The sequence below is a fragment of the Streptomyces sp. SD15 genome, from assembly GCF_054462255.1.
The window spans coordinates 16,973-43,039 of record NZ_JBTLMO010000013.1 but is presented as its reverse complement, the minus strand read 5'-3'; the positions used below and the strand labels follow the sequence as shown (position 1 = coordinate 43,039).

Below are 26,067 nucleotides of genomic sequence, written 5' to 3'. Positions count from 1 at the left end.
GTCAACCGCAGCCTCGGTTCCGCCGTCGTCGACCACAGCCGCGCCACCGCCCCCGCCAGACGGTCCGCCCCCGTCGCGGCCAGCAACGGCGCCCCCGCCAGGGCGTACAGCACGTACCGCTGGTCGTAGAGCGGGCAGAAGCGGGAGACCGTGATCAGCACCGCGGGCGGGACCACCATCAGCGGCAGGGCGACCGCCGCGAGCGTCACCTCCCCGCGTCGCGCGCGGGGCGGGCACACCGCGAGGCCGATGAGGGCCAGGTAGAGCACGAGGACGGGCCCGGTCGACCCGGTGAACGCGCGCAGCAGCCGGTCCACGCTCTCCGCGTTCGGCGGCGACAGCCACGCGACCTGGGCGGACTGCCCGTGCGAGACGAGCACCAGCGGCGCAAGTACGAGCACCGCGGCCCCCGCCGCGCACCCCCACCGCCGCCACTCCCGCCACGGCATCCGCGCCACCGCCAGGGTCGCCGCGTGCGCGAGCAGGAGCAGCACCGCGAACTCGTGCAGCAGGCAGGTGACGGCGACGGTCCCCCCGTACACCCACCAGCCCCCGACACGCGGCGCGCGTACCGCGCGTACCAGGAGCAGCGTCGCCCCCGCCGCGCCGGCCGCGACGAGCGCGTACGAGCGGCCCTCCTGTGCGAAGTGTCCGGTCATGGGCGTGACCGCGTACAGCAGGCCCGCCCACAGGCCGACGCGCGGACGGCACAGGCGGACGCCGAGGGCGGCGACGAGGCCCGCGGTCACGGCGGCGCCGAAGACCGAGGGAAGCCGGATGGCGACCTCGCCGAAGTCGGGGGCGAGGACGACGTGCATGAGGAGGTAGTACAGGCCGTGCACCGCGTCGACGTGGTGCAGCAGGTGCCAGATCTGCGGGACCGAACGCCGCGCGACCTGGAAGGTGGCGGCCTCGTCGCGCCACATGCCGCCGCGGTCCAGCCCCCACAGCCCGAGCGCCAGCATGACGAGCATGGGCACCAACACCGCCACGAACCCCCGGCGGCCGACGCCGCACCGCTTCATCAACACTCTCACCATGCGACCGATTTTTTGCTATTACCCAACCTTTGAACGGTATTGACGGCGTATCGGCACTCATGAGCCATCCGTGCAGCTTACGATCCGGCCTTGATGAGCGCTTACCAGAGCCCCCGACACCGCCGGTTCCCCCCGCTCGCTCTCGCCGCCGCCTGGGTGGCCACCCGCGCCCTGATGCTCTGGCTGCTCGCGCACGACGACATCGCCCCGCTGGGCAACGGCGCGGTGTCGCGCGAGGTGAGTCACCTGTACTTCCGCTGGTACGGCGTCCTGTCGCACGGCGCCTTTCCGGCGGGTGACCGGCTGTGGCAGTACCCGCCGGGCGCGGCCCCCATGCTGCTCTCGCCCGCGCTGCTGCCGAGCCTGACGTACGTCCAGGCCTTCGTGACGCTCACGCTCGTGGCGGACGCCGTGATCGCGCTGGCACTCGCGCGCGCGGGCGCCCGGCCTGGCCGCAGTCCGCGTGGCGCGGTGCTGTGGACGCTGGGCCTGCCGCTACTGCTGCACATTCCGCTGGCGCGGTACGACGTGCAGGTCACGGCGTTCGCCGTCATCTCTCTGTTGACGTTGACGCGCTCCACGCGCGCGTGCGGCGCGTTCGCCGCGCTCGGCGCCCTGGTGAAGGTCTGGCCCGCGCTGGCCCTCCTGGGCACCCCGCGGGGCAATACGACACGGGAGGCCTGGACGTCGGCGGCGGTCACGGCGGCCGGCCTGCTCGCCGTCCTGACGGCGGCCTTCGGCAACCCCTTGGACTTCCTGCGCCAGCAGGGCGGCCGGGGCGTGCAGATCGAGTCGCTGGGCGGCACGGTCCTCGGTTTCGCGCGCCACGCGGGCTGGCCGGGCAGGGTGCGCTACCAGTACGGCGCGATGGAGTTCGTGGGTCCGTACGTCCCGGCGGTCGCGGCCGTCTCGCTCGCCCTCACGGTCGCCGCCTTCGGGCTCCTGCTGCTGTGGCGGGCGCGGGCGCGCCGCTGGACGCCGACGACGCCGTACGACGCCGCGCTCGCCGCCGTCCTGCTGTTCACGGTGACGAGCCGGGTGATCAGCCCGCAGTACATGGTGTGGCTGCTCGGCCTGTCCGCCGTGTGCCTGACCTCGCGGCACACCACGCAACGCCCGGTGGCCGCGCTGATCGTGGCGGCGACCGCGGTCGGCTCCGTCGCCTATCCCGGCCTGTACGGGGAGGTCGTCCACAGCACCTGGACGGGCTGCCTGCTGATGCTCGTACGCAACGGTCTGCTGGCGACGGCGGCGCTGCTGTCGTTCTCGCGGCTGTGGCGGTCGGGCCTTCCCGTGTCTGACGCTCCCTCAACCGGCACTGCCGTGACGGGCGGGGTGAAATCCACCGTTCGCCGCCGTTCCCGCACGGAACTGATCCGGTGAAGCCGCACCACGCGCAGGTCTGTGTCGTCGTCATCGGCTACAACGACGCCGCCCATGTGACGGACGCGGTGCGCTCGGCGCTCGCGCAGGGCCCGGCGGTCCGGGAGGTGCTCGCCGTCGACGACCGCTCGACCGACGGCAGCGCGGACCTCCTCGACCGCCTCGCAACCGCCGAGCCGCGCCTGCGGGTCATCCGCCGCCCGGACAACAGCGGCGGCTGCGGCAGCCCCCGCAACGACGGGATCGACGCCGCCAGGGCCCCGTACGTGATGTTCCTGGACAGCGACGACGTGCTGCCGCCCGGCGCGGTGGACGCGCTGCGCGCGGCGGCGCTCGAACAGCGCACGCAGGTCGCGGCGGGCCTGTGCGTGCGCCGCGAGCTGCCCTCGGGCCGCGAGATCCCCTGGGAGCCCGAGCTGTACGCGAGGCCCGCCCTGATCGACCACCCGTCCCGGCATCCGCGCCTGGTCCACGACACGCTCTGCGTCAACAAGCTGTACCGCACCGACTTCCTCCACGAGCACGGCATCCGCTTCCCCGAAGGCCGCCACCCCTACGAGGACTTCGTGTTCACCGCGCGCGTGCTGGCCGCCGGGCCGCGCATCGCGCTGATCCCCGACAAGGTGTACGTGTGGCATGTACGGCGCACCGCCGCCCGCCTGTCCCTCTCGCTCGACCGCGCGGACGTCGACAACTGGCGGGCCCGGACCGAGGCGAACCGGGCCGCCCACGAGATCCTCCTCGGCTCCGGTGAGAAGCGGCTCGCGCGAGCCACACACGCCAAGTTCCTCGACCACGAACTGCGCATGTACACCCGCGAGCTGGAGCTGCGCGGCGCGGAGTACCGGCGCGCGTGGTGGGATCTCACGCGCGCGTACCTGTCGACGTTCGACACGAGCGACCTCACCGTCAATCCGACCGCCCCCGGCCGGCTGATCGCCCGCGTCGTCCTCGCCTCCCCCGAACCGCGCGACCTCGCCCGCCTCACAGAACTCGCCGCCCGCCCCGCCCGGCTGCGCCCGCCGTACGCCCGCGCCGCCGACTCCACGCCCATCTGGTCGCACGACCTGCCCCAGGTCACGCTGGACCATCTCCTGCTGCGCCCCGTGCACGAGCTGCCGGCGGCCGTCGACGCGGAACTACGGCCACGCGCGCGTGCGGCACGACTGCGGCTGCGCCTGCACGACATGTACGGGTTGTACGGGCGGATCGCGGAGGCCGGTCCGGCCGTGGCGGACGTCGAGTTCGTGCACCGGGAGGAGGGCCGGCGGGTGGTTCTCGGTCGACAGATCGCCCTCGTGCCGGACCCGGACCCGGCCCCGGACCAAGCCACCTGGTCGGCCGAGACGCCGGTGGAGCTGTCGGCGCTGGGCCGCGGCACCTGGGACCTGCGGCTGACGTTGCGTTTCCGCGACGGGGCGAGCCGTCACGTCACCGCCCACGCGATCGCCGGGCCGGGCCTGCTGCGCCGCCGCGTGCTCCCGGACGCCCGCCACGGCGTCCTGCTGGTGCATCCGTACCGCACTCGCGCGGGGGCACTGGCGGTGCGCCTCGCGCCCGGATGGCGAGGAATGACCGAAGTGGCACACCGTCGCCTCCGACGCCTGCTTCACTGATACGCGATCGACGACACCAGCCTGACCAATGGCTGACCAATGGCTGACCAATGGCTCACCACTGACTCACCCATGGCTCACTGACGAGGGGACGGCCGCACATGACCTGGCTGATCACCGGCGGCGCCGGCTACATCGGGGCGCACATCGTCCGCGCGATGCGCGACGCGGGCGAACAGGCCGTGGTCTACGACGATTTGTCCACAGGCATCGCGGAGCGGATCCCCACGGGCGTACCGCTGGTGGTCGGCTCGACCCTGGACGCCGATCTGCTGGCCCGAACGCTCAAGGGCCACGCGATCACGGGCGTGGTCCACCTGGCCGCGAAGAAGCAGGTCGGCGAGTCCGTGGAGCTCCCGCTGCACTACTACCGCGAGAACGTCGAGGGCCTGCGGGTCCTGCTGGAAGCCGTGACGGCGGCAAACGTCCCGTCCTTCGTGTTCTCCTCCTCGGCCGCGGTGTACGGCATGCCGGATGTGGACCTGGTGACGGAGGAGACGCCCTGCGTCCCGATGAGCCCGTACGGCGAGACGAAGCTGGCGGGCGAGTGGCTGGTCCGCGCGACGGGCCGCGCGACAGGCCTGTCCACGGCGTCGCTGCGCTACTTCAACGTGGCGGGAGCGGCGACGCCCGAACTCGCGGACGTCGGTGTCTTCAACCTCGTTCCCATGGTCTTCGAGAAGCTCACCGAGTACGCGCCGCCGCGTATCTTCGGCGACGACTACCCGACGCCCGACGGGACGTGCGTGCGGGACTACATCCACGTGGTGGATCTGGCGGAGGCCCATGTGGCCGCGGCGCGCGCCCTGCGGGGCTCACGCGGCCGGGCCCTGACCCTCAACATCGGCCGCGGGGAAGGCGTTTCGGTCCGCGAGATGATCGACCGGATCAACGCGATCACCGGCTACGACCGCCCTCCGGTCACCACGCCGCGCCGCCCCGGCGACCCGGCCCGCGTCGTCGCCTCGGCCGACCGCATCGCCGCCGAACTGGGCTGGAAGGCGAAGTACGACGTCGAGGACATGATCACGTCGGCGTGGGCGGGGTGGGTCCGGCTGCACCCGGGCGCGGCGCGCGCCTAGGGGATGCCGGCCGGAACAGGTCGCAGGAAAGCAACGAAGCCTGATCAGCCCCGTGTCTGCGGCATGATCCGCCGGACAGGCCCTAAGCCGACAGGGCCACTTCGGCCGGCTCGGGGAACGTGACGCCGGTCAGCTCCTCGGAGGCCGCCCACAAACGGACCGCGGACACCGGGTCGCTGGCCGCGGCCGAGCGGCCGACCAGCGCCGGTGCGCCGCGCATCTCGCCCAACCCGTCCGGTCCGACATAGCTCGCGCCGGGCAGGTCCTCCGTGGCGGCGTACAGCGTGGGCAGGGCGCCGGCCTTGTTGTCCTGGGCGATGAACCGGTTGCCCACCGACATCAGGGCGCGCCGCAGCACGCTGGCGTCCCGGCTCTGGAGGTTGGTGGCGGCCCAGCCGGGGTGCGCGGCGAGGGCCCGTACGGACGATCCCGCGGCGGCGAGGCGGCTCTGGAGCTCGAGGGTGAACAGCAGATTGGCGAGCTTGGACTGGCTGTAGGCGGCCATGGGTGAGTACTCACCCGTCAGATTCAGGTTCTCGAAGTGGATGCGATTGCTGCCGGGGATCTTGTGCGCCCCCGAGGACACGGTGACCACCCGGTCGGTGACATGCGGCAGCAGCAGGTTGGTCAGCGCGAAGTGACCCAGATGGTTCGTCCCGAACTGCATCTCGAAGCCGTCCTTGGTGACGGCCTCGGGGATGTTCATGACGCCCGCGTTGTTGATCAGCAGATCGAGGTCGCCCTGCCATGAGGCGGCGAACTCGCGTACGGAGGCGAGATCCGCCAGATCCAGCCGCCGCACCTCGACGCTGCCGTTGACGGTGAAGGCGGCCGCCTCGCCGCGCTTCGGGTCCCGTACGGCGAGGACGACATGGGCTCCGGCTCGGGCCAGGGCGTCGACGGTGGCGATGCCGAGCCCGCTGTTGGCGCCGGTGACGACGGCAGTACGGCCGGTCTGGTCACCGATGTCGCCGACGTTCCACTTCTTCTTGTTCTTCTCGACAGCCGAGTCCTTGGTAGCCATGCCACGAATGTAGGCGCCGACAACAATGCTGTCAACGCCAACAATGATGCCAATGACAACAATGCTGACGGCGACAACAATGTAGTCGCCATCCACATTCCGGATACACTGACGGCCATGCAGACCCGCCTTCGCCGCTACCACCACGGAGACCTGCGCGCCGCGCTGCTGGCCCGGGCCGAGGAGACGCTCAGGGAGAAGGGGCCGGCCGCACTCTCGCTGCGCGAACTCGCCCGCGACCTGGACGTCAGCCATGCCGCCCCGAGCCGCCACTTCAAGGACAAGCAGGCCCTGCTGGACGCGCTGGCGCTGGTCGGCTTCGAACGCCTCATCGCGACCCTGGCCGCGTCGCAAGAGTCGGCGGGCGAGTCCTTCGCCGATCAGTTCGGTGCCCTGGCCCGCGCCTATGTGGACTTCGCCACCACCAACGCGGAACTCCTCGACCTGATGTTCTCCATCAAGCACGACCCGGCGGCGTCCGAGGCCCTGCGCGAGGCGGCCCAGGGCATGGGAGGCCTGGTCGGGAAACTGATCACAGAGGGCCAGCGCAGAGGCGAGGTGCGCGAGGGCCCCCTGGAAACCATCGGCATCCCGCTCTTCAGCACCCTCCGCGGCTTCGTGAGCCTCGCCGTCAGCAGCACCCTGCCCGCCGACACCCTGGACGCGGGCCTGGAGAACGTCATCGCCCACAGCCTCCGAGGCTGCGCACCGGACCACCCCGCGCCACACTGACCCGGTCCGCGTCACCCCCGTACGCTGCCCCGATGACCGACCGACGTGACCTCCTCGTCGCCGGTACCGTCCTCGGCTCCGCCGTGGGAGACGCCCTCGGCGCGTCCTACCCGAGCCCGCTCATGACTCCCTGTTGAGGTACGCCAGCACGGCCAGCACCCTGCGGTGTCCGCTGTCGCTCGGCGGCAGGCCCAGCTTCAGGAAGACGTTGCCGATGTGCTTGCTGACGGAGCGTTCCGTGACGACCAGGGCCTTGGCGATGGTCGCGTTGTCGCGCCCCTCCGCCATCAGCAGCACCATCCCCTCCCGCAGCAGGGCGTTGTCCTCGGCGATCACCACGCGCACGGCGGCTCCCCCTCCACTGTCCTGGTCACCACGCGCACGGCAGCTCCACCTCGATCACGGTCGGCCCCCCGACGGGGTTGGTCATCAACAGGGGCGACCGGCGTCGGTATGGGCGTCATCTCCCTCGGCGCGGGCGTCAGCCTCCTCAAGGGCCGCGGGCAGGGACAGCACGCCGCTTGAGGCACCCGAGATCAGGCCGGCGTCACAACGCCCTGAGCGCCGCCGCCGTAGCCCGGGCCAGGCTGGCCAGATATCCCTTCGGCAGCTTGGGCCCGCGGACCACGACCGCACGCCAATACAGCGGCCCGGACATGAGGTCGAGCGCGAGTTCCTGGTCGATCCCCTCGCGCACCTCGCCCCGCGCGGCAGCCGCCGCCACGATCCCGCTCGCCACCCCCTGCTGGCCCTCCCGTAGCGCCTTCTGCATGGCCTCCGCGATGTCGGGATTGCGGGCGGCCTCGGCCTGGAGATCCGGGATGATCTGCCCGGCCACGGGATGGCGCAGGGCGCGGGACGTGACCTCGTACAGCAGCCGCAGGTCGCCCTCCAGGGAGCCCGTGTCGGGTGCGGGCAGCCCCTGGACCGCGACGGCGGAGACCAGGTCGAGGACCAGGTGGAGTTTCGACCGCCAGCGCCGGTACACCGCCGTCTTGCCGACGCCCGCGCGGCGCGCGATGCCCTCGATGGACATCCGGGCGTAGCCGACGGCCGCGAGTTCCTCGAAGACGGCGGCCCGAATGGCCTCGGTCACATCCTCTCGCAGTACGGCAGCCCCCGCCGGAGCCCTCCGCCGCGGGGCGGCCTTCCCGGCAGCACCCCGGGCAGCACCCCTGGCCGCACCCCCGGCAGAGCCTCCACCAGAGCTGCCACCAGCGCCTCCCGCCGCACCTCTCGCGGCACGTGCGGCGGCACGTGCGGTCGTCGTGTCGCCATTCGTCGTCATGCGAACCAGCATAGGCCGTTACGACGAAACGGTTGCGTTCCGACGTAAGAACGGCCTAGTCTCGCGTTGCGACGATACGGACCCGTCCCGACGTAAGAAGATGGCAAAGACGGCATAGGAAACGTCAAGGACGGACCTCGCGCACCCCCACCCCCCCGAGCGAAAGCAGCGGATGTGAGCCAGGTCCTCCACACACCGCCCCCGACGGCAACACCGGGCCCCCCCACCGACGACCCCACGGCGCTCGCCGCCCGGTACGGCCTCACCGTCAGCGGCGCCCGCCCGTCCCTGCCCGAATACGTTCGCCAGCTGTGGGCACGGCGCCACTTCATCACCGCCTTCGCCACCGCCAGGCTCACCTCCCAGTACAGCCAGGCGAAGCTCGGCCAGGCCTGGCAGGTGATGACCCCGCTGATGAACGCGGCGGTCTACTACTTCATCTTCGGCATCCTGCTCGGTACCAAGCACGGCGTGCCCGACTACATCCCCTTCCTGGTCACCGGCGTCTTCATCTGGACGTTCACGCAGAGCTCGATCCTGTCGGGCACCCGGGCCATCTCCGGAAACCTCGGCCTGGTGCGTGCCCTGCACTTCCCGCGGGCCGCGCTGCCGGTCTCCCTCGCGCTCCAGCAGCTCCAGCAGCTGCTGTTCTCGATGGCCGCGCTGGTCGTGATCCTGCTCGTCTTCGGCGTACCGGTGAGCCTGTCCTGGGTGCTGGCCGTCCCCGCCCTGGTCCTGCAGTTCATGTTCAACGCGGGCATGGCGATGATCCTGGCCCGGATGGGGGCGAAGACGCCGGACATCGCGCAGCTCATGCCCTTCCTGCTGCGCACCTGGATGTACACCTCGGGCGTCATGTGGAGCATCGACAAGCTGACCGCCGGCAAGGACCTGCCCAGCTTCGTGCTGGTCCTGCTGAAGGCCAACCCCGCGGCCGTCTACATAGACCTGATGCGGTTCGCGCTCATCGACAGCTTCCACGCACACCAGCTGCCGTCCCACGTGTGGGCGCTGGCCACGGGATGGGCGCTGCTCGTCGGCGTCGGCGGTTTCATCTACTTCTGGAAGGCTGAGGAGACGTACGGCCGTGGCTGACCCCATCACGATCACCAAGGACGCCCCTGTGAGCGCCCCCGACGCCGACAGCGTCCCCACCGTCATCGCCGACCGCGTCGACATCGTCTACCGGGTCAACGGCACCGGCGCGGGCCGCGGCAGCGCCACCGCCGCCCTCAACCGCATCGTGCGCCGCAAGCAGGCCGAGAAGGCCGCGGGGGTGCGCAAGGTGCACGCCGTCAAGAGCGTCTCCTTCACGGCGTACCGGGGCGAGGCCATCGGTCTGATCGGCACGAACGGCTCGGGCAAGTCCACCCTGCTCAAGGCGGTCGCGGGCCTCCTCCCGGTGGAGAGCGGCAAGATCTACACCGACGGTCAGCCCTCACTGCTGGGCGTCAACGCGGCTCTGATGAACGACCTCACCGGCGAGCGCAACGTCTACCTCGGCGGGCTGGCCATGGGCATGTCGCGCGAGCAGGTGAAGGAGCGCTACCAGGAGATCGTCGACTTCTCCGGCATCAACGAGAAGGGCGACTTCATCACCCTCCCGATGCGCACGTACTCCTCCGGTATGGCGGCCCGGCTCCGGTTCTCCATCGCCGCCGCCAAGGACCATGACGTGCTGCTGATCGACGAGGCCCTGGCGACCGGCGACCGCTCCTTCCAGAAGCGGTCCGAGGCCCGCATCCGTGAGCTGCGCAAGCATGCGGGCTCGGTGTTCTTGGTGAGCCACAACAACAAGTCGATCCGGGATACGTGTGATCGGGTGTTGTGGCTGGAGCGCGGTGAGCTCCGCATGGACGGGCCCACGGAGGAAGTGCTGAAGGAGTACGAGAAGTTCACCGGTAAATAGGGACCCGGGGAACGGCGAGTCGTCACCGTGCGGGTGGTGTGTGGCCGGTCGCGCCCAGGCGGCGGAGCCGCACATGTCACAGCCCGGCGCCCCTGTCGGGCGTCTCAGCGCTCCAGGAACGCGAACAGGTCCTCCCACCTCCGCACGATCTCGTCCGTGGAGTAGCGCTGGATGTTGACGCGTGCCGCCTCCCCCATCCTGTCCCGCAGCTCCTTGTCGGACATCAACGTGTCCAGCCTGCGGGCGAGTTCGAGGGTGTTGCCGAGGGCGGCGAGGAGTCCGTCCTCGCCGTCCCGGACGATCTCGTGGACGCCGGGCGCGCAGTCGAACGCGGCGCAGGGCAGGGCGCCGGCCATGGCCTCCATCAGGGCCAGCGGGAAGCCCTCCCCGCGTGAGGGCAGGACGAAGACCGAGGCGTCGCGCAGGGCGCCCGGCACATCGCCGGTGGGCCCCCTCCACTCCACCGAGTCGTCGAGGCCCAGGGCCGTGCACTGCTTGCGCAGGATCTCCTCCTCCTCGCCGGAGCCGTAGAGGCGCAGGGTCCAGTCGGGGTGGCGCGGCGCGACCTCGGCCCAGCTGTCGAGGAGCATGTCGATGCCCTTCTGGTGGTGCAGCCGGCCGACACTGACGACGACGTTCCCGGTGCGGGGCGAGGGCACCTCGGGCATGAACGGGAGCGGGTTCGGCATGAAGGAGGCGTTGTTCATGCCCTGCCTGATCCACAGGTCGGCGTCCTCGCGGGTGAGCGACAGCATGCGGTCGACGCCCTTGTAGTGCCGCAGCACCCGCTGGAAGCGCGAGGTCGTCCGCGCGTACTTGAAGGACTCGTGGCTCATGCCGATGACGGTGCGGCCACGGGTGTCGGCGAGGTTCACCCACTCCATGGCCCACACCTGGGTGACGATCACGACGGCGCCGGGGCGTGCCTCCCGGAACAGCGCGGTCAGCCTGGTGGCCTGTTCGCGCATGCTCTCCTCACGGGCCGGGCCGGGACGCGGTGGCTGACCGTCGTACAGCGTCGTCATCGGGTACGGAACCTCGCCGAGCTCCTGCTTCTCCTCGGGCGGGGTGATGCCGATGATGTGCACCCGATGCCCCCGCTCGGTGAAGAGGCGGGCCATCTGGTGCGACCAACTGGTCACTCCGCCCAGTTCGTTGACGCTGTTGGAGACGAAGAAGAGGTCCCTCCCGTCATGGGCACTCACGCGCGCCTCCACCGGGCGAAGAACTGGTCGACGATGTCGCGGGCGGCGCTCCCCTTGTCGTACTCGCCGAAGTCGGCGACGAACCGCTCGCGCGAAGCCGCGTACTTCACCCGTTGCTCCTCCAGCGAGTCCGGCGAGTCGAGCACCGCGTACAGCTCGTCCTCGGTGCGGACGACCGGCCCGGGTGCCCGTTCCAGCAGGTCGAAGTAGGTCCCGCGGCCCTCGTGCACGTATTCCTCGTAGTCGTACGCGAAGAAGAGCATCGGCCGGTCGAGGAGGGCGTAGTCGAACATCACGGACGAGTAGTCGGTGATCAGACCGTCGGCGAGGGCCAGCAGCGGCGTCATGTCGTGGCGGGCGGTGACGTCGATGACACGGCCGCGCACCGACGGCGGGAGCACGATGTGGTTGAGGTAGTGCGAGCGGACGAGGAGGACATAGCGGTCACCGAAGGTGTCGGCGAAGCGCTCCACGTCGAAGGGCAGCTCGAACCGGCGCCGTTTTCCGCCGTGTTGGCGGAAGGTCGGGGCGTAGAGCAGCACCTCCTTGTCGCCCGGGATACCCAACTTCGTGGCCAGCGGCCCGCGTTCACGCCAACCGGACGCGTCCTCGCACTCCTTGGCCCGCAGGAGCGCGTCGTTGCGCGGATAGCCCACCCGCAGCAGCGCCCGCTCCTGGAGCCGGAACGCCCGTGCGAGGGTGCGCACATCGTGCTCGGAGCGGATCAGGAACCGGTCGAAGCGGTCCAGGGTGCGCTGCCGCTCCGCCTGCGCGGCCCGGGACCTGAGCTTCCACTCGGGCTCGTCGAAACCCATCCGCTTGAGCGCCGAGCCGTGCCAGGTCTGGATGTACGTGGTCTCGGGCCGCTTGGTGGCCTTCAGCGGGTAGCCCTGGTTGTCGATCCAGAACTCGGCCCGCGCGAGGGCGTTGAGGTAGCGCAGCGACCAGCGGCGCACCAGGGTGGCGTCGGCGGGGAAGCCCCGGGGGGTGTCCGCGTACGACCACACCGCCTCGAACTCCAGGCCCTGACGGCGCATCTCCTCGTAGATCGCCTTGGGGCTGTCGCTGTACTGGCGGCCCAGGTGGCTCTCGAAGACGACGAGGCCCTTCTTGATGGGCAGGCGGCTGAACACCTCGTGGTACAGGCGGAGTTTGGTGTCGCCGGAGGAGAGTTTCTTGCGCAGGTCCTTGGCCTTGCCGTAGCCGGACCTGGCGAGCCGCCCGGGCGGGCCGTGCACACCGCGCTGGACCAGCTCGTCGGCCTTCTTGCCCGGGACGAGCCGGAAGGAGAGGTGACCGCGGGAGGAGACCACCGGCTCCATATGGTCGGCGACCAGCCGGGTCAGCCGAGGGCGGATGGCCAACTGCCCGGCGACCAGACCGGGTTCGGTGGCAGTGAGCCGGGTCGTGGTCCGTGCGGTCGTGGCGGGTACGCCGTCACCGTCGATGCCGACGTCGAGGTGGAGTCGTACGTCCCACACGGCGTCCACGATGCCCAGTGGCCGCAGCCTCTTCGCGAGGTCGGCCGCGGCCTCCCAGGCGATCGTCCCGCCCTCGTGCCGCACGGTGGCCACGGGGAAGCGGAAGGTCTGGAAGCGCACGCCGAGCCTGCGGGCGTAGAACTCCAGTTCCCCGGAGAGCCGTGCGCCGGGCGGGATCAGGCCGAGCGGGTTGATGACGCGCCCGGCCAGCCTGACCGTGCCGCCGGTCTCCTCGTAGGCGGTCAGGGCGTTGCGCAGGAACATCCGCTCGACCGGCCTGGCGTGGTAGCCGAGCTCGGTGACGTCCAGGACATGCCGGCCGAAGGGGTCGTCGTCGATGTGCTCCGCGCACCAGTACACCCGTCCGTCGCGCTCGACGAGCGGCGCGGAGATCTTGTCGCGGTTGTTGAGCGTGTCCACGGCCGGCAGCAGGTTCGCCCAGTCGCCCCGCTGGAGGAGATAGCCGCAGATCGCATGGATGGGCTCGGCCTCGTCGAAGGCGGCGCGGTCGATCGACTCCAGGTACTCGCGGGCGATCGCCGCGAACTCCGACCGGTAGGACGCGTCCCGGAACGGCAGCTCGCGCAGGTGCAGCACCAGGTCGTGCTTGAGCCACTTGACGTCCTTGGCGAACTTCAGCTCCAACAGGCCGTTGTCGGCGAGGAGGTGGTCGATCCTGCGGTGGATCTCCATGCGGTGCGCGAAGTTGGCGATCTCGTCGCGCCGGTTGCTGATCGACTTCGCCGCCGACTTCTCGACGACTCTCCAGTCGTAGACGCGGTTGGGGATGAGGGTGATGCGGCGGGCGGCCACATACGCCCGCGCGGAGAAGAGCAGGTCCTCGTAGTGGATCCCGACGGGAAACTCCAGCCCCTCATCCAGCAGGAACCGCCTGCGGTAGCACTTGTTCGTCGACAGGGTGTCGAAGACCAGCAGGTCCGGCAGCTCGGAGATCGACTCAAGGGTGCGGGTGCTCTCGTACAGCCAGGGGTACCACTTGACCTCCTTTCGCGTGCGCGAGTCGACATGCACCCGGACGCACAGGCCGGAAACGAGGTCGGCGCCGGTGGTCTCGGCCGCCTCCAGCATGTTGCGGCAGGCGTTGCGCTCCAGCACATCGTCGCTGTCGAGGAAGAGGACGTAGTCGCCGCGGGCCTGCTGGATGCCGTGGTTGCGGGGGGCACCGCAGCCGCCGCTGTTCTCGGGCAGCTGGAAGGGGCGCACCCGGCCCGGATGCTCTGCGGCCAGCCGCCGCGCCACCTCGTACGAACCGTCCGTGCTCCGGTCGTCGACGATGACCACCTCGACGCTCCGCAGCGTCTGGTCGAGGACGGAGCGCACGGCCGTGGCCAGCCGGGCGGCGTCGTTGTAGACGATGACGACGACGGATACGGAGACGCCGGACAGGGCGGGATCTACGCTCATCTCACTAATCGTAGACAAAGCGGACAGTCATACCGTGTTACCGACCGTCCTTCGCGTGTGAAATCACCTGAAGGGCGTACGCGAACGGGGGCGCCCCCGGCCTTGATGGCCGGGGGCGCCCCATCGACGTACGAGATGTACGAACCGTACGACCTGCGAATGACGACCTACGAAGGCGTCCGCAACAGCGTCCGCATCGTGCGCATCGCCACCGACAGATTCGCCAGGTCGAACGAGTCCGAGCTCTGGATCTCCTCCAGGGTGGTGCGGGCGCGGCCGAGGATCGCCGCGTTCGCCTCCTCCCAGGCCTTGAAGCGCTGCTCGGGAGTCGAGGTGCCGTTACCGACGGACAGGACGTCGGCGGTGAGCGCCGCGTGGGTCGCGTACAGGTCCTCGCGGATCGAGGCGCGGGCCATGGAGTGCCAGCGGTCGGCGCGCGGCAGCTCGATGATGCGGTCCATGAGCTGGGTGATGCCCAGGCGGTCGCCGAGGTCGTAGTAGACCTCGGCGACGGCCATCGGGTTCTTGCCCGTACGGTCGGCCACCGCGACGATGTCCAGCGTCGGGAAGGCGGAGGAGAACCCGGCCACCCGCGTGGCGAGCTCCTCCGGGACGCCGGCCCCCACCAGCTCCTCGTAGATCCGCTGGTACCACTCCAGGTCCGCGCCACGCAGCAGCTTGGGCAGCTCGCCCCACACCTGTGCGACCCCCTCCCGGAAGAAGGAGATGTTCTCGGCGAGCTGGAGCGGCTGCGGCCGGTTGTTTAGTAGCCAGCGCGTGCCGCGCTCGACGAGGCGGCGCGAGTGCAGCCGGACGCGGGTCTGGACGCCCGCGTCGACGACATTGTCGAGCCCCTCGACCGCGTCCCACACCGTGCTCGACTCGAAGATCGCGCGGGCCGCGGTCTGCGCCCGGACGATCTCCTCCAGCGATGCGCCGGTCTCTTCACGCAGGCGGTGCAGGAAGCTCGTACCGCCCGTGTTGACCGTGTCGTTGACCAGGACGGTCGTCACGATCTCACGGCGCAGCGCGTGCCCGTCGATCTGCTCGCGGAAGTTCTCGCGCAGCGCCGTCGGGAAGTACGCGGACAGCAGCCTCTGCAGATGCGGGTCGTCGGGCAGCGAGGTGGCGAGCAGCGCGTCGGCGACCGTGATCTTCGTGTACGCGAGGAGGACGGCCGTCTCCGGACCGGTCAGGCCCTGTCCGGAGTTGAGCCGCTCGCGGATCTGCCGCTCGGTGGGCAGGAACTCCAGGGCCCGGTCGAGATGGCCCTCCCTGACCAGATGGCGCAGGAAGCGCTGCTGGGCGTGGAGCATGCTCGGGGACTGGGCGAGCGCGTTGGCGATCGCCACGTTCTGCGCGTAGTTGTTGCGCAGGACCAGGGCGCCGACCTCGTCGGTCATCTCGGCGAGCAGCTTGTTGCGCTGCTTGACGGTCAGGTCGCCGTTGGCCACCACCGCGTTGAGCAGGATCTTGATGTTCACCTCGTGGTCGGAGGTGTCCACACCCGCGCTGTTGTCGATGGCATCCGTGTTGATCCTGCCGCCGTGCTGGGCGAACTCGATCCGGCCGAGCTGGGTCAGGCCCAGGTTGCCGCCCTCGCCGACGACCTTGACGCGCAGGTCGGCGCCGTCGACGCGGATGGCGTCGTTGGCCTTGTCGCCGACGTCCGCGTGCGTCTCGTGGGACGACTTCACGTACGTACCGATGCCGCCGTTCCACAGCAGGTCGACCGGCGCCTTGAGGATCGCCTTCATCAGGTCGGCCGGGGTCATCTTCAGGATGCCGGGCTCGATGCCGAGGGCCTCACGGATGTGCGCGTTGACCGGGATCGCCTTGGCGGTACGCGGGAAGACGCCGCCGCCGGACGAGATCAGCTCGGTGTTGTAGTCGGCCCAGCTGGAGCGCGGAAGTTCGAAGAGGCGGCGGCGCTCGGCGTACGACGTCTCCGCGTCCGGGTGCGGGTCGATGAAGATGTGCCGGTGGTCGAAGGCGGCGACGAGGCGGATGTGCTCGCTGAGCAGCATGCCGTTGCCGAACACGTCACCGGACATGTCGCCGACGCCGACCACGGTGAAGTCCTCGGTCTGGGTGTTCACGCCCAGCTCCCGGAAGTGCCGCTTCACCGACTCCCAGGCGCCGCGGGCGGTGATGCCCATCTTCTTGTGGTCGTAACCGGCGGAGCCGCCGGACGCGAACGCGTCGCCGAGCCAGAAGTTGTAGCTCTGCGCGACCTCGTTGGCGATGTCCGAGAACGTCGCGGTGCCCTTGTCGGCGGCGACGACGAGATAGGTGTCGTCGCCGTCGTGCCGTACGACCTCCACGGGCGGCACGATTTCACCGGCGACCATGTTGTCGGTGATGTCGAGCAGCGCCGAGATGAACGTCTTGTAGCTGCGGATGCCTTCCGCCAGCCAGGCGTCGCGGTCCACGGACGGGTCGGGCAGCTGCTTGGCGACGAAGCCGCCCTTGGCGCCGACCGGCACGATGACGGTGTTCTTCACCATCTGCGCCTTGACCAGCCCCAGGATCTCCGTCCGGAAGTCCTCACGCCGGTCGGACCAGCGCAGACCACCGCGCGCGACCTTCCCGAACCGCAGGTGCACGCCTTCCACCTTCGGCGAGTACACCCAGATCTCGTACGCCGGTCGCGGCGCCGGCAAATCCGGGATGGCCTGCGGGTCGAACTTCATGGAGACGTACTCGTGCGGCGTACCGCGCACCGTCTCCTGGAAGAAGTTGGTGCGCAGGGTCGCCTTGATGACGGTGAGGAAGGAACGCAGGATCCGGTCCTCGTCCAGGCTGGCCACCTGGTCGAGCGCCAGATCCAGCTCCTCCGTCAGGGCGTCGGTGATCTCGACACCGGCGCGCTGGCGCTCCGGCGACATCCGCGCCTCGAACAGCGAGATCAGCAGCCGGGTGGTGTGGACGTTGTTGCGGAGGGTGTCCTCCATGTAGTCCTGGCTGAACGTGGAGCCGGCCTGGCGCAGGTACTTGGCGTACGCGCGCAGCACCATCGCCTGGCGCCAGTTCAGCCCGGCGCTCAGCACCAGGGCGTTGAAGCCGTCGTTCTCGGCCTGCCCGGTCCAGGTGGCGGCGAAGGCCTGCTGGAAACGCTCGCGGCCGTCGTCGCCGAGGGAGTCGCCGTTGTGGATCAGGGACTTGGGCAGGCGCAGCCCGAAGTCGTAGATCCAGGCGGTCGTCCGGTCCGCGCAGCGCAGCTCGTACGGGCGCTCGTCGGTGACCTCGACGCCGAGGCGGTTGAGGGCCGGGAGGACCGCGGAGAGCGAGACTTGCTCGCCGGTGCGGTAGATCTTGAAGCGGCGCTCGCCTGCACCGGCGTTCACCGGCTCGTAGAGGCTGAGCGCGAAGTCCTTGCTCTCGTCCTGCGTGAGCGCTTCGAGGTGGACCAGGTCGGCAACGGCGGCGCGCGGGGTGTGATCGGCCTTGTAGCCCTCGGGGAAGGCGTTGCCGTACCGGCGCAGCAGCTCGGCCGCGCGCTCCTCGCCGCACTCGGCGTTCAGCGCCTCGGCGAAGGCGTCGGCCCAGGAGCGGGCGGCCTCGACGAGCCGCGCCTCGATCCTCTCCTTGTCCACATCGCTGAGCTGTGGCAGCTCGGTGCCCTGCGGGACCCGGACCACGAAGTGCAGCCGGGAGAGGATCGACTCGGTGTTCCAGGCCGTGAAGTCGACGCTGGTGCCGCCGAGTTCCTCCTTCAGGATGTCGATGATCCTGAGGCGTACGCCGGTGGTGTAGCGGTCTCGCGGGAGGTAGACGAGGGCCGAGTAGTAGCGCCCGTACTCGTCCTGGCGCAGGTAGAGCCGCAGCCGCCGCCGCTCCTGGAGGTACAGGACGCTGGTGACGATGGAACGCAGCTCGTCGGGGGGCGTCTGGAAGATCTCGTCGCGCGGGTACGTCTCCATGATCTGGAGCAGGTCCCGGCCGTCGTGGCTGTTGGGCGAGAACCCGGCGCCGCGCAGGACCTCCTCGATCTTGCGGCGGACGACGGGCACACGCCGCACGGACTCGGTGTACGCGGCCGAGGAGAACAGGCCCAGGAAACGCCGCTCGCCGATGACATTGCCGTCGGCGTCGAACTTCTTCACACCGATGTAGTCGAGGTAGGAGGGGCGGTGCACGGTGGCCCGGCTGTTCGCCTTCGTCAGGACGAGGAGCTTGTGCTCACGGGCCTTGGCACGGGCGTCGGCGGGCAGCCGCTCGAAGGACGGGCTGACCGGGTGGCTGTCCTCGCCGGCGTGGTGCGGGTCGGCGCGCAGGATGCCGAGTCCGGTCCCGGGTACGGCGGCCAGCGAGTCGTCGTCCCGCAGCTCGTACTCCCGGTAGCCCAGGAAGGTGAAGTGGTCGGCCGCGAGCCAGCGCAGCAGCTCCCGGGCCTCCTCGACCTCCTGGTCCCGCAGGTCGTCCGCGGTCGGCTCCTTGGGCAGCTCCTCGGCGATGCGCAGCGCGGCGTCGCGCATCTTCTCCCAGTCCTCGACGGCCTCGCGGACGTCGGACAGGACGCGCAGCAGATCGGCGGTGATCTGCTTCAGATCGGCGCGGTCGGTCTCGCGGTCGATCTCGACGTGGATCCAGGACTCGATGTGCGCGTCGTGCGGAAGCTCCTCCGCGATGGGCCGGCCCGGCAGCACCTCGATGAGCTTGCCGGTCAGTTCACGCCGTACGACGACCTGTGGGTGGATGACGACATGGATCCCGCGCCCCTGCCGGGACAGTTCATTGGTGACCGAGTCGACGAGGAAGGGCATGTCGTCGGTCACGACCTCGACGACGGAGTGGCTGCACGTCCAGCCGTTCTCCTCGACGGTCGGCGTGTGGACCCGCACATTGGCCGTGCCCTGTGGGCGATTCTCGGCCAGTCGGTAGTGCGAGACGGCGGCTCCGAAGATGTCGACCGGGTCACGGTCGGTCAGGTCCTCCGGGGCGGTGTGCAGGTAGTAGAGCTGGAGGAACGCGAGCACGGTGTCCCGGTCAGGAGTGCCCTCGCCCGTCGTCCCAGTCGGTAGGTGCACCCCGACCGGGCTGTTCTCAGCTACCCGGGCAGCCCTCTCGAGCAGCTCGGCCTTGGCTTCGTCCAGCTTGGTCTGCATTGTCCTCTGGCTCCTGTCGCGCGCCGTTGCGTGACGTAGAAGGAAGTACGGTCGCTTCTCCGACATAACGCCACGACACGGGGTGTCCGGTCTGGTTCGACGCTATGCCGCATGGAGAGATGAGCGGGGGTTTATCGGCCATTTTCGGCGCCCGCGGCGACTGTGACGCTGATCTCCGCGTCTCCAGAACCCGGGGTTTCCTCGGCGTACGGACTGCGTCTGCCGTCCCGTCCCGCCCGCGAGGATCAGCGACCGCCGCCCGGCCACGGATGTCTTCCGTGCTGTTCGGGCGCAGGGCAGGGGCAGCGATGCCCCCGCGAGATATCGCGCTGATCACGCCACCAGGCTATCGCTCCCCACCCGGGCCCCGTCATGAGCCGTATGTGTACAAAACCGGGGGTCGAACTTTGACACTCTGCACAGGGACGAAAGGGACGACAACGTGCAGTGCGGCTTGCATTGCCCTGCGAGGTGCGGCTTGCATGGAGGTGCGGTACGGCTTGTCCGGGGTGCTGCGGCTGGAGCCCTGCGGAAGCACTGCGTGAGCACTGCGTGAGCACTGCATGAGCACTGCATGAGCACTGCGTGAAGCACTGCTCGAAGTCCTGCGTGAAGCCCTGCTTGAAGGGAGCGACACCGACATGTCAGCGAAGATCCTGATCGTCACCGGCGACGCCGCGGAGTCACTGGAGGTCCTGTATCCCTACCAGCGCCTGCGCGAGGAAGGGTACGAGGTCCACATCGCGGCCCCCACCTGCAAGAAACTCCGCTTCGTCATCCACGACTTCGAGCCCGGCTTCGACACGTACACGGAGAAGCCCGGCTACACCTGGCCCGCCGACCTCGCGTTCGCCGACGTCGACCCCGGCCAGTACGCCGCCCTGGTCATCCCCGGCGGCCGTGCTCCCGAGTACCTCCGCAACGACCCCGAACTCCGCAAGATCCTCAAGTCCTTCTTCGACACGGACAAGCCGGTGGCCCAGATCTGCCACGGCCCCCTCCTGACGGCGGCCGTCGACGCCCTGAGCGGCCGCCGCGTCACGGCGTACCCGGCGCTGGAGCTCGACATGCAGGCAGCCGGCGCCACCTTCCACGACGCGGAGGCGGTGGTCGACGGCACGCTCGTCTCCGCCCGCGCCTGGCCGGACCACTCCGGCTGGATGCGCGAGTTCCTCACGGTGCTGCGCGCGAAGGCGCCGGTGAGCTGAGCTCGGCTGCAGGCGGACAGTGTGCGGCTGCCCCGCCGACGAGGGCAGCCGCAACGCCCCTTCTTCTTCATTGCTGCCGACACGAAAGCGGCGGGACGCCTGCCCTACAGCTCCACCGCGTCGAGCGGGTCCACGCCGCAGGGCAAGCCAGGCCGGTGGCCCGCTGGACCAGCCAGGCCGATCAGGCCGCCAGCCGCTCGGCCTCCTCGACCGCCTCCGCCAGGCTGTCCACCACGGGCACGCCGACCCCTTCGAGGCTGGCGCGGCCGTGGGATCCGCCGGTGTAGAGCACGGCCCGCGCGCCCACGTGCAGGGCAGCGACCGCGTCGTCGGCGGCGTCCCCGATCACCACCGTGCGCTCCGGATCCACACCCGCGAGTGAACCTATGTGCCGCACCATGTGCTCGGCCTTGCTGCCGCCGGACGGTCCGGTCCGCCCGTCCACCCGTACGAAGTGCGGCTCGATGCCGAACCCCCGCACCAACGGAACCAGCTCCTCATGCACGTACATGCTCAGCAGCGACTGGCTCCGCCCCGCCGACCGCCACTCGGCGAGCAGCCCCGCCGCCCCCTCGGTGAGCTCGCACGTGGTGCGATGCTCCGCGTAGTACCGATGGAAGGTCTCGTCCATGATCTGCCACTCGGCGTCCGTCGGCAGCCGCCCCATCAGCCGCTCGTAGAACTTCGGCACCGGCACGCAGTACAACGCCCGGTAGCGCTCCAGCGTGATCGGCTCCAGCCCCAACTCGGCGAACGCGGCGTTCGTCGCCCCGATGATCGCGGCATTGTCGTGGAACAGAGTCCCGTTCCAGTCCCACACGATGTGCGCTGCTGCTCCGTGCTTCCCCATACCAAGAACGTACCCGCCCGCGCTGACAACGGGCCCTCAGTCTCCCAACCCCACCAGGTGGGGAATCTCCTGCGTCGCGAACCACAACAGCTCGTGATCCTCGGCCCCGCCCACGATGAACTGCGCGTCGTCGTCCCCGTGATCGGCCGCCCCCAACGCCGCCACGGCAGCGGCGACATCCTCCTCGGCGTCATCGGCGTCGACGTGCACCGCGGCCGCCTTGGCCAAGGGCACGGCCCCGGCCCCGGACACCCGCACCTCACCGAGCGCCGCCGAATCCAGCCCCCGGTCGGGATCGGCGACCGCGGCCCGGTCGGGAACGTCGACCGCGAGGACGACCCGGCGCCGCACGGTTCCCGGCTCTCCCGCGAGCAACCGCAACGAGGCCTGCGCGGCCCGGTTCAGCGCCGCGTACTCGAGCTCCTCGATGTCGTCGGAGAGATACCACTCGCGCAACGCGGGCGTGACGGCGTACGCGACGAACGGTCCCGCTCCCAGCTCCCCCGCCTTGTACGCCTCGGCGAGACCGGAGAGGGTCAGGGGGACGTAGACGCGCATGGCTGGCCGCTTTCGTAGTCGGAGGGCTCCGAGAAGGGCGTTACGGCGCCTTCCGGGAGAGCCTTCAGGATACGTGCGGGCGTCCCCTTTCGGGTCCCGGGTTATACGCCGTGCGGCGTCCACCCCAGGCCCGCGATTCACCCGGTACACCCTGGCCCCGCCAAGGATCCCGCCCTTGCCTGTCACCCTGATAGGTGAACCTCCCTGCCGCCCCGACGCGCGTCGGACGTCCTTGCCGAGGCCCACTCCCGCCTCGTAGAAGATCCCCAACACGAAAGTTACCGCCCGGTACCAACCGGGCCGCAGCGAGCGGGGACCACGCATGAACAAGGTGATGACCAGGACGAAGCGCCACCCGGGAGCCCGCCCGCCCGGTCGTCACGACACCCGCCGCCCCGCCAGCACCCCACCCCGCGCCCCAGGCACGGGCACCCCCCGTCCAACGCCGGGAGAGGGCCCACCGCCATCGCCCCCAGCCGCAGCCACCTTCCGCACGGCACCCCCCACCACCCACCGCCTCTCCGCGCCGGCGACCGCAGGCCGCCCACCGACGGCCCCGACCAGTGCCCCACCACCGGCCCCCGTACCGGCACCCGCACCCTCACCCTCGCCGACCGGCGCCCCGCCGCTCACCAGGCCCGCCACACCCCCGCAGGGACCCGCTCCCCAGCCCCGCCCCACCGACCTCTTCGCCGACCGCCTCCTCGCGGTGCTCAGCGGCCACCGCCCCGTGCACTGCATGCTGCGCCACACCGCGGGCCGGGCTTACGACGAACTGGCCTGGCTCGCCGAACGCGGTCCCCTGCGCGCCCGCGGCACCCGCCCGGTCGTCCGCGACATCGGCTACTACGTCCCACGCCCCGGTGCGATCGAGGCCTTCGCCCGCATCGGCGCCGGCGACCAGCTCCGCGCGATGGCCTTCCGTCTGGAACAGGGCCCCGACCTCCGCTGGCGCTGCACCGCGGTGGAGCTGGGCGGCCCCCGCATGCCCCGCCGGGACGACGACTGAGCAACGCGAAGGGCCGGACACCCCAAGGTGCCCGGCCCTTCACAGCTCAACCCGCGGACCGCTCAGCCCTCTCGGACGAAACCGCCACTGGACCCCGGTCGGGACCCCAGCATCACTTCACTTCTTGCGGCGACGCCCGTTGCTCTTCTGCTGCTTGCGGCGCTCCGCGCGCGTGAGGCCGTCCGCCTCGGAACGCACAGGCTCCTCGTCGTCGCTGGCGAAGTCGCCCTCGACGATGCCGCCCGCGCCGTCCACGGTCGGCGCGGAGAAGTGCAGCCGGTCTGGACGCTGCGGAGCGTCGAGCCCCTTGGCGCGGATCTCGGGACGCACACCCGCGGGGACGGCGTCCTCCTTCTTCTCCAGCGACGGCGCGGTGTCCTCGACCGGAACCTCCTCGACCTGCTGCTCGACCTGGACCTCCAGGTTGAACAGGTAGCCGACGGACTCCTCCTTGATGCCGTCCATCATGGCGGAGAACATGTCGAAGCCCTCGCGCTGGTACTCGACCAGCGGGTCCTTCTGCGCCATGGCGCGCAGGCCGATGCCCTCCTGGAGGTAGTCCATCTCGTAGAGGTGCTCGCGCCACTTGCGGTCCAGCACGGAGAGCACGACCCGGCGCTCGAGCTCCCGCATGATCTCGGAGCCGAGCTGCTCCTCGCGACCCGCGTACTGCTCGTGGATGTCGTCCTTGATGGACTCCGAGATGAAGTCGGCGGTCAGACCGGCACGGTCACCGGCCGCCTCCTCCAGCTCGTCGACGGTGACCTTCACCGGGTAGAGCTGCTTGAAGGCGCCCCACAGCCGGTCCAGGTCCCACTCCTCGGCGAAGCCCTCGGCGGTCTCGGCCGCGATGTACGCGTCGATCGTGTCGTCCATGAAGTGCTGGATCTGCTCCTGCAGGTCCTCGCCCTCCAGGACGCGGCGGCGCTCGCCGTAGATGACCTCGCGCTGCCGGTTGAGCACCTCGTCGTACTTCAGGACGTTCTTACGCGTCTCGAAGTTCTGCTGCTCGACCTGCGACTGGGCGGACGCGATCGCGCGCGTGACCATCTTGTTCTCGATCGGCACGTCGTCGGGGACGTTCGCCATCGACATCACGCGCTCGACCATCTGAGCCTTGAAGAGTCGCATCAGGTCGTCGCCCAGCGACAGATAGAAGCGGGACTCGCCCGGGTCGCCCTGACGGCCGCTGCGACCGCGCAGCTGGTTGTCGATACGACGGGACTCGTGCCGCTCGGTACCCAGCACATAGAGCCCGCCGAGGTCCTTGACCTCGTCGTTCTCCGCCTTGACGGCCTGTTCGGCCTTCTCCAAGGCGGCGGGCAGGGCGGCAGCCCACTCCTCGATGTGCTCCTCGGGGTCGAGGCCGCGCTGACGCAGCTCGGCCTCGGCGAGGTCCTCGGGGTTGCCACCGAGCTTGATGTCCGTACCGCGACCGGCCATGTTCGTGGCGACGGTCACGGCGCCCCTGCGCCCGGCCTGGGCGACGATGGTCGCCTCCCGGTCGTGCTGCTTGGCGTTCAGCACTTCGTGCTGAATACCGCGCTTCGAGAGCTGCTGCGAAAGATATTCGGACTTCTCGACCGACGTCGTACCGACGAGGATCGGCTGGCCCTTCTCGTGCTTCTCGGCGATGTCGTCGACCACCGCGTCGAACTTGGCGACCTCGGTGCGGTAGATCAGGTCCGACTGGTCCTTGCGGACCATCGGCTTGTTGGTCGGGATCGGAACGACGCCGAGCTTGTAGATCTGGTGGAACTCGGCGGCCTCGGTCATCGCCGTACCGGTCATACCGGAGAGCTTGCCGTAGAGGCGGAAGAAGTTCTGCAGGGTGATCGTGGCGAGCGTCTGGTTCTCGTCCTTGATGTCCACCCCTTCCTTCGCCTCGATCGCCTGGTGCATGCCCTCGTTGTAGCGGCGGCCAGCGAGGATACGGCCGGTGTGCTCGTCGACGATCATGACTTCGCCGTCGATGACGACGTAGTCCTTGTCCTTCTTGAAGAGCTCCTTGGCCTTGATGGCGTTGTTCAGGTAGCCCACGAGCGGGGTGTTCACCGACTCGTACAGGTTGTCGATACCCAGCCAGTCCTCGACCTTGGCGACGCCGGGCTCGTGGATGGCGACGGTGCGCTTCTTCTCGTCGACCTCGTAGTCCCCGGTCTCCTCGATGCCCTTGAGGGTGTTGCCGGCCTCGCCCCGCTTCAGGCGGGTGACCAGCTTGGCGAAGTCGCCGTACCACTTGGTGGCCTGGTCGGCCGGGCCGGAGATGATCAGCGGCGTACGGGCCTCGTCGACGAGGATGGAGTCGACCTCGTCGACAATCGCGAAGTTGTGGCCGCGCTGCACCAGTTCGTCCTGCGACCACGCCATGTTGTCGCGCAGGTAGTCGAAGCCGAACTCGTTGTTCGTGCCATAGGTGATGTCGCACGCGTACTGCTCACGGCGCTGGGCGGGCGTCATGTTGGCGAGGATGCAGCCGACGCTCAGGCCCAGGAACTTGTGGACGCGGCCCATCATTTCGGAGTCGCGCTCGGCCAGGTAGTCGTTGACCGTGATGAGGTGAACGCCGTCTCCGGAGAGGGCGTTCAGATATGCGGGCAGGGTGCCGACGAGCGTCTTGCCCTCACCCGTCTTCATCTCCGCGACATAGCCGAGGTGGAGCGCGGCGCCGCCCATCATCTGCACGTCGTAGTGACGCTGGCCAAGGGCGCGCTTGGCGGCCTCGCGCACCGTCGCGAAGGCCTCGGGCAGCAGGTCGTCGAGGCTTTCACCGTCGGCGTACCGCTGCTTGTACTCATCGGTGAGGGCCCGCAGCTCGGCGTCGGAGAGGTCGACGAAGTCCTCTTCGATGGAGTTGACCTGGTCCGCGATGCGGTGCAGCTTGCGCAGGATCTTGCCTTCGCCTGCACGCATGATCTTCGAGAGGACGGACACGGGGGTTTGTCTCCTTGCCGGTCGGGCCTGGGACGGTCGGTTTCACATGACAGTTTCAAATCACAGCTTGAGCAACGGCCATCGTAAGCGAGGACCCCACCGCGCCGGGAGGTCTGCCCGTGACAGCCATGAAGACAACGGACAGGGGTTGCGTAAGGTGCCGCGCCAGCGCTGCGAAAAGTAACCGATTCGTCACCCACTGCAAAATAATGGCG

General features: G+C 69.7%; 16 protein-coding genes and 2 pseudogenes. 8 read left to right on the top strand and 10 right to left on the bottom strand.

Features of this window, described 5'->3' with window-relative positions; genetic code table 11:
• Nucleotides 1-443 precede the first annotated feature (443 nt).
• A pseudogene (locus ACX28W_RS15120) lies at nucleotides 444-818 on the bottom strand (glycosyltransferase family 39 protein); the annotation flags it as partial.
• A 315-nt stretch (nucleotides 819-1,133) separates the two neighbouring features.
• Here ACX28W_RS15120 and ACX28W_RS15115 point away from each other — a divergent pair.
• The 3 genes from ACX28W_RS15115 to galE all read left to right on the top strand — a co-directional run bounded on the left by ACX28W_RS15115 (nucleotide 1,134) and on the right by galE (nucleotide 5,121).
• On the top strand, nucleotides 1,134-2,423 hold the full coding sequence (locus tag ACX28W_RS15115; RefSeq protein ID WP_458999452.1) for a glycosyltransferase 87 family protein: 1,290 nt from the start codon (nucleotides 1,134-1,136) through the stop codon (nucleotides 2,421-2,423).
• Nucleotides 2,420-4,039, top strand: coding sequence for a glycosyltransferase family 2 protein (locus tag ACX28W_RS15110; RefSeq protein ID WP_458999451.1), 1,620 nt, complete (start codon nucleotides 2,420-2,422; stop codon nucleotides 4,037-4,039). The genes ACX28W_RS15115 and ACX28W_RS15110 overlap by 4 nt, the downstream gene beginning before the upstream one ends.
• A 101-nt stretch (nucleotides 4,040-4,140) precedes the next feature.
• Nucleotides 4,141-5,121: a UDP-glucose 4-epimerase GalE gene (gene galE / locus ACX28W_RS15105; RefSeq protein ID WP_458999450.1), complete on the top strand. Its 981-nt coding sequence runs from the start codon at nucleotides 4,141-4,143 to the stop codon at nucleotides 5,119-5,121.
• Nucleotides 5,122-5,203: 82 nt separating this feature from the next.
• Here galE and ACX28W_RS15100 read toward each other — a convergent pair whose 3' ends face one another.
• Nucleotides 5,204-6,145 carry an oxidoreductase gene (locus ACX28W_RS15100; protein ID WP_458999449.1) on the bottom strand — a complete coding sequence of 314 codons (942 nt, stop codon included), beginning with the start codon at nucleotides 6,143-6,145 and terminating at the stop codon, nucleotides 5,204-5,206.
• A gap of 117 nt (nucleotides 6,146-6,262) precedes the next feature.
• Here ACX28W_RS15100 and ACX28W_RS15095 point away from each other — a divergent pair, with 117 nt between their 5' ends.
• The gene (locus tag ACX28W_RS15095; RefSeq protein WP_458999448.1) at nucleotides 6,263-6,877 is read left to right on the top strand and encodes a TetR/AcrR family transcriptional regulator; all 615 of its coding nucleotides are present in this window, start codon (nucleotides 6,263-6,265) and stop codon (nucleotides 6,875-6,877) included.
• Nucleotides 6,878-6,997: 120 nt separating this feature from the next.
• Here the strand turns inward: ACX28W_RS15095 and ACX28W_RS15090 are convergent.
• Both ACX28W_RS15090 and ACX28W_RS15085 read right to left on the bottom strand, forming a co-directional pair.
• Nucleotides 6,998-7,186 (bottom strand): annotated as a pseudogene (locus tag ACX28W_RS15090) (LuxR C-terminal-related transcriptional regulator); the annotation flags it as partial.
• Nucleotides 7,187-7,424: 238 nt separating this feature from the next.
• Nucleotides 7,425-8,165, bottom strand: coding sequence for a TetR/AcrR family transcriptional regulator (locus tag ACX28W_RS15085; RefSeq protein WP_458999447.1), 741 nt, complete (start codon nucleotides 8,163-8,165; stop codon nucleotides 7,425-7,427).
• A 174-nt stretch (nucleotides 8,166-8,339) separates the two neighbouring features.
• Here ACX28W_RS15085 and ACX28W_RS15080 point away from each other — a divergent pair, with 174 nt between their 5' ends.
• Nucleotides 8,340-9,260 carry an ABC transporter permease gene (locus ACX28W_RS15080; RefSeq protein WP_458999446.1) on the top strand — a complete coding sequence of 307 codons (921 nt, stop codon included), beginning with the start codon at nucleotides 8,340-8,342 and terminating at the stop codon, nucleotides 9,258-9,260.
• Nucleotides 9,253-10,074, top strand: coding sequence for an ABC transporter ATP-binding protein (locus ACX28W_RS15075; protein ID WP_362084778.1), 822 nt, complete (start codon nucleotides 9,253-9,255; stop codon nucleotides 10,072-10,074). Before ACX28W_RS15080 ends, ACX28W_RS15075 begins: the two co-directional genes overlap by 8 nt.
• A gap of 104 nt (nucleotides 10,075-10,178) precedes the next feature.
• On the opposite strand, the gene ACX28W_RS15070 is transcribed toward ACX28W_RS15075, so the two are convergent.
• The 3 genes from ACX28W_RS15070 to ACX28W_RS15060 all read right to left on the bottom strand — a co-directional run bounded on the left by ACX28W_RS15070 (nucleotide 10,179) and on the right by ACX28W_RS15060 (nucleotide 19,293).
• Nucleotides 10,179-11,279, bottom strand: a complete 1,101-nt coding sequence (locus ACX28W_RS15070; RefSeq protein ID WP_458999445.1) for a glycosyltransferase family 4 protein — start codon at nucleotides 11,277-11,279, stop codon at nucleotides 10,179-10,181.
• Nucleotides 11,276-14,185, bottom strand: coding sequence for a bifunctional glycosyltransferase/CDP-glycerol:glycerophosphate glycerophosphotransferase (locus ACX28W_RS15065; RefSeq protein WP_458999444.1), 2,910 nt, complete (start codon nucleotides 14,183-14,185; stop codon nucleotides 11,276-11,278). Before ACX28W_RS15065 ends, ACX28W_RS15070 begins: the two co-directional genes overlap by 4 nt.
• A gap of 167 nt (nucleotides 14,186-14,352) precedes the next feature.
• Nucleotides 14,353-19,293, bottom strand: a complete 4,941-nt coding sequence (locus tag ACX28W_RS15060; RefSeq protein WP_458999443.1) for an NAD-glutamate dehydrogenase — start codon at nucleotides 19,291-19,293, stop codon at nucleotides 14,353-14,355.
• Between the two features lie 641 nt (nucleotides 19,294-19,934).
• Here ACX28W_RS15060 and ACX28W_RS15055 point away from each other — a divergent pair.
• Nucleotides 19,935-20,501, top strand: a complete 567-nt coding sequence (locus tag ACX28W_RS15055; RefSeq protein ID WP_362084790.1) for a DJ-1/PfpI family protein — start codon at nucleotides 19,935-19,937, stop codon at nucleotides 20,499-20,501.
• Between the two features lie 181 nt (nucleotides 20,502-20,682).
• On the opposite strand, the gene ACX28W_RS15050 is transcribed toward ACX28W_RS15055, so the two are convergent.
• A complete protein-coding gene (locus ACX28W_RS15050; RefSeq protein WP_458999442.1) occupies nucleotides 20,683-21,351 on the bottom strand; it encodes an HAD family hydrolase in 669 nt (222 codons plus the stop codon).
• Nucleotides 21,352-21,387: 36 nt separating this feature from the next.
• Entirely contained in the window at nucleotides 21,388-21,909 is a 522-nt protein-coding gene (locus ACX28W_RS15045) for a DUF6912 family protein (protein WP_458999441.1), read from the bottom strand.
• 322 nt (nucleotides 21,910-22,231) lie between these two features.
• Here ACX28W_RS15045 and ACX28W_RS15040 point away from each other — a divergent pair, with 322 nt between their 5' ends.
• Nucleotides 22,232-22,918, top strand: a complete 687-nt coding sequence (locus ACX28W_RS15040; protein ID WP_458999440.1) for an Rv3235 family protein — start codon at nucleotides 22,232-22,234, stop codon at nucleotides 22,916-22,918.
• Nucleotides 22,919-23,035: 117 nt separating this feature from the next.
• Here ACX28W_RS15040 and secA read toward each other — a convergent pair whose 3' ends face one another.
• Entirely contained in the window at nucleotides 23,036-25,852 is a 2,817-nt protein-coding gene (gene secA / locus ACX28W_RS15035; RefSeq protein WP_458999439.1) for a preprotein translocase subunit SecA, read from the bottom strand.
• Nucleotides 25,853-26,067: the final 215 nt, after the last annotated feature.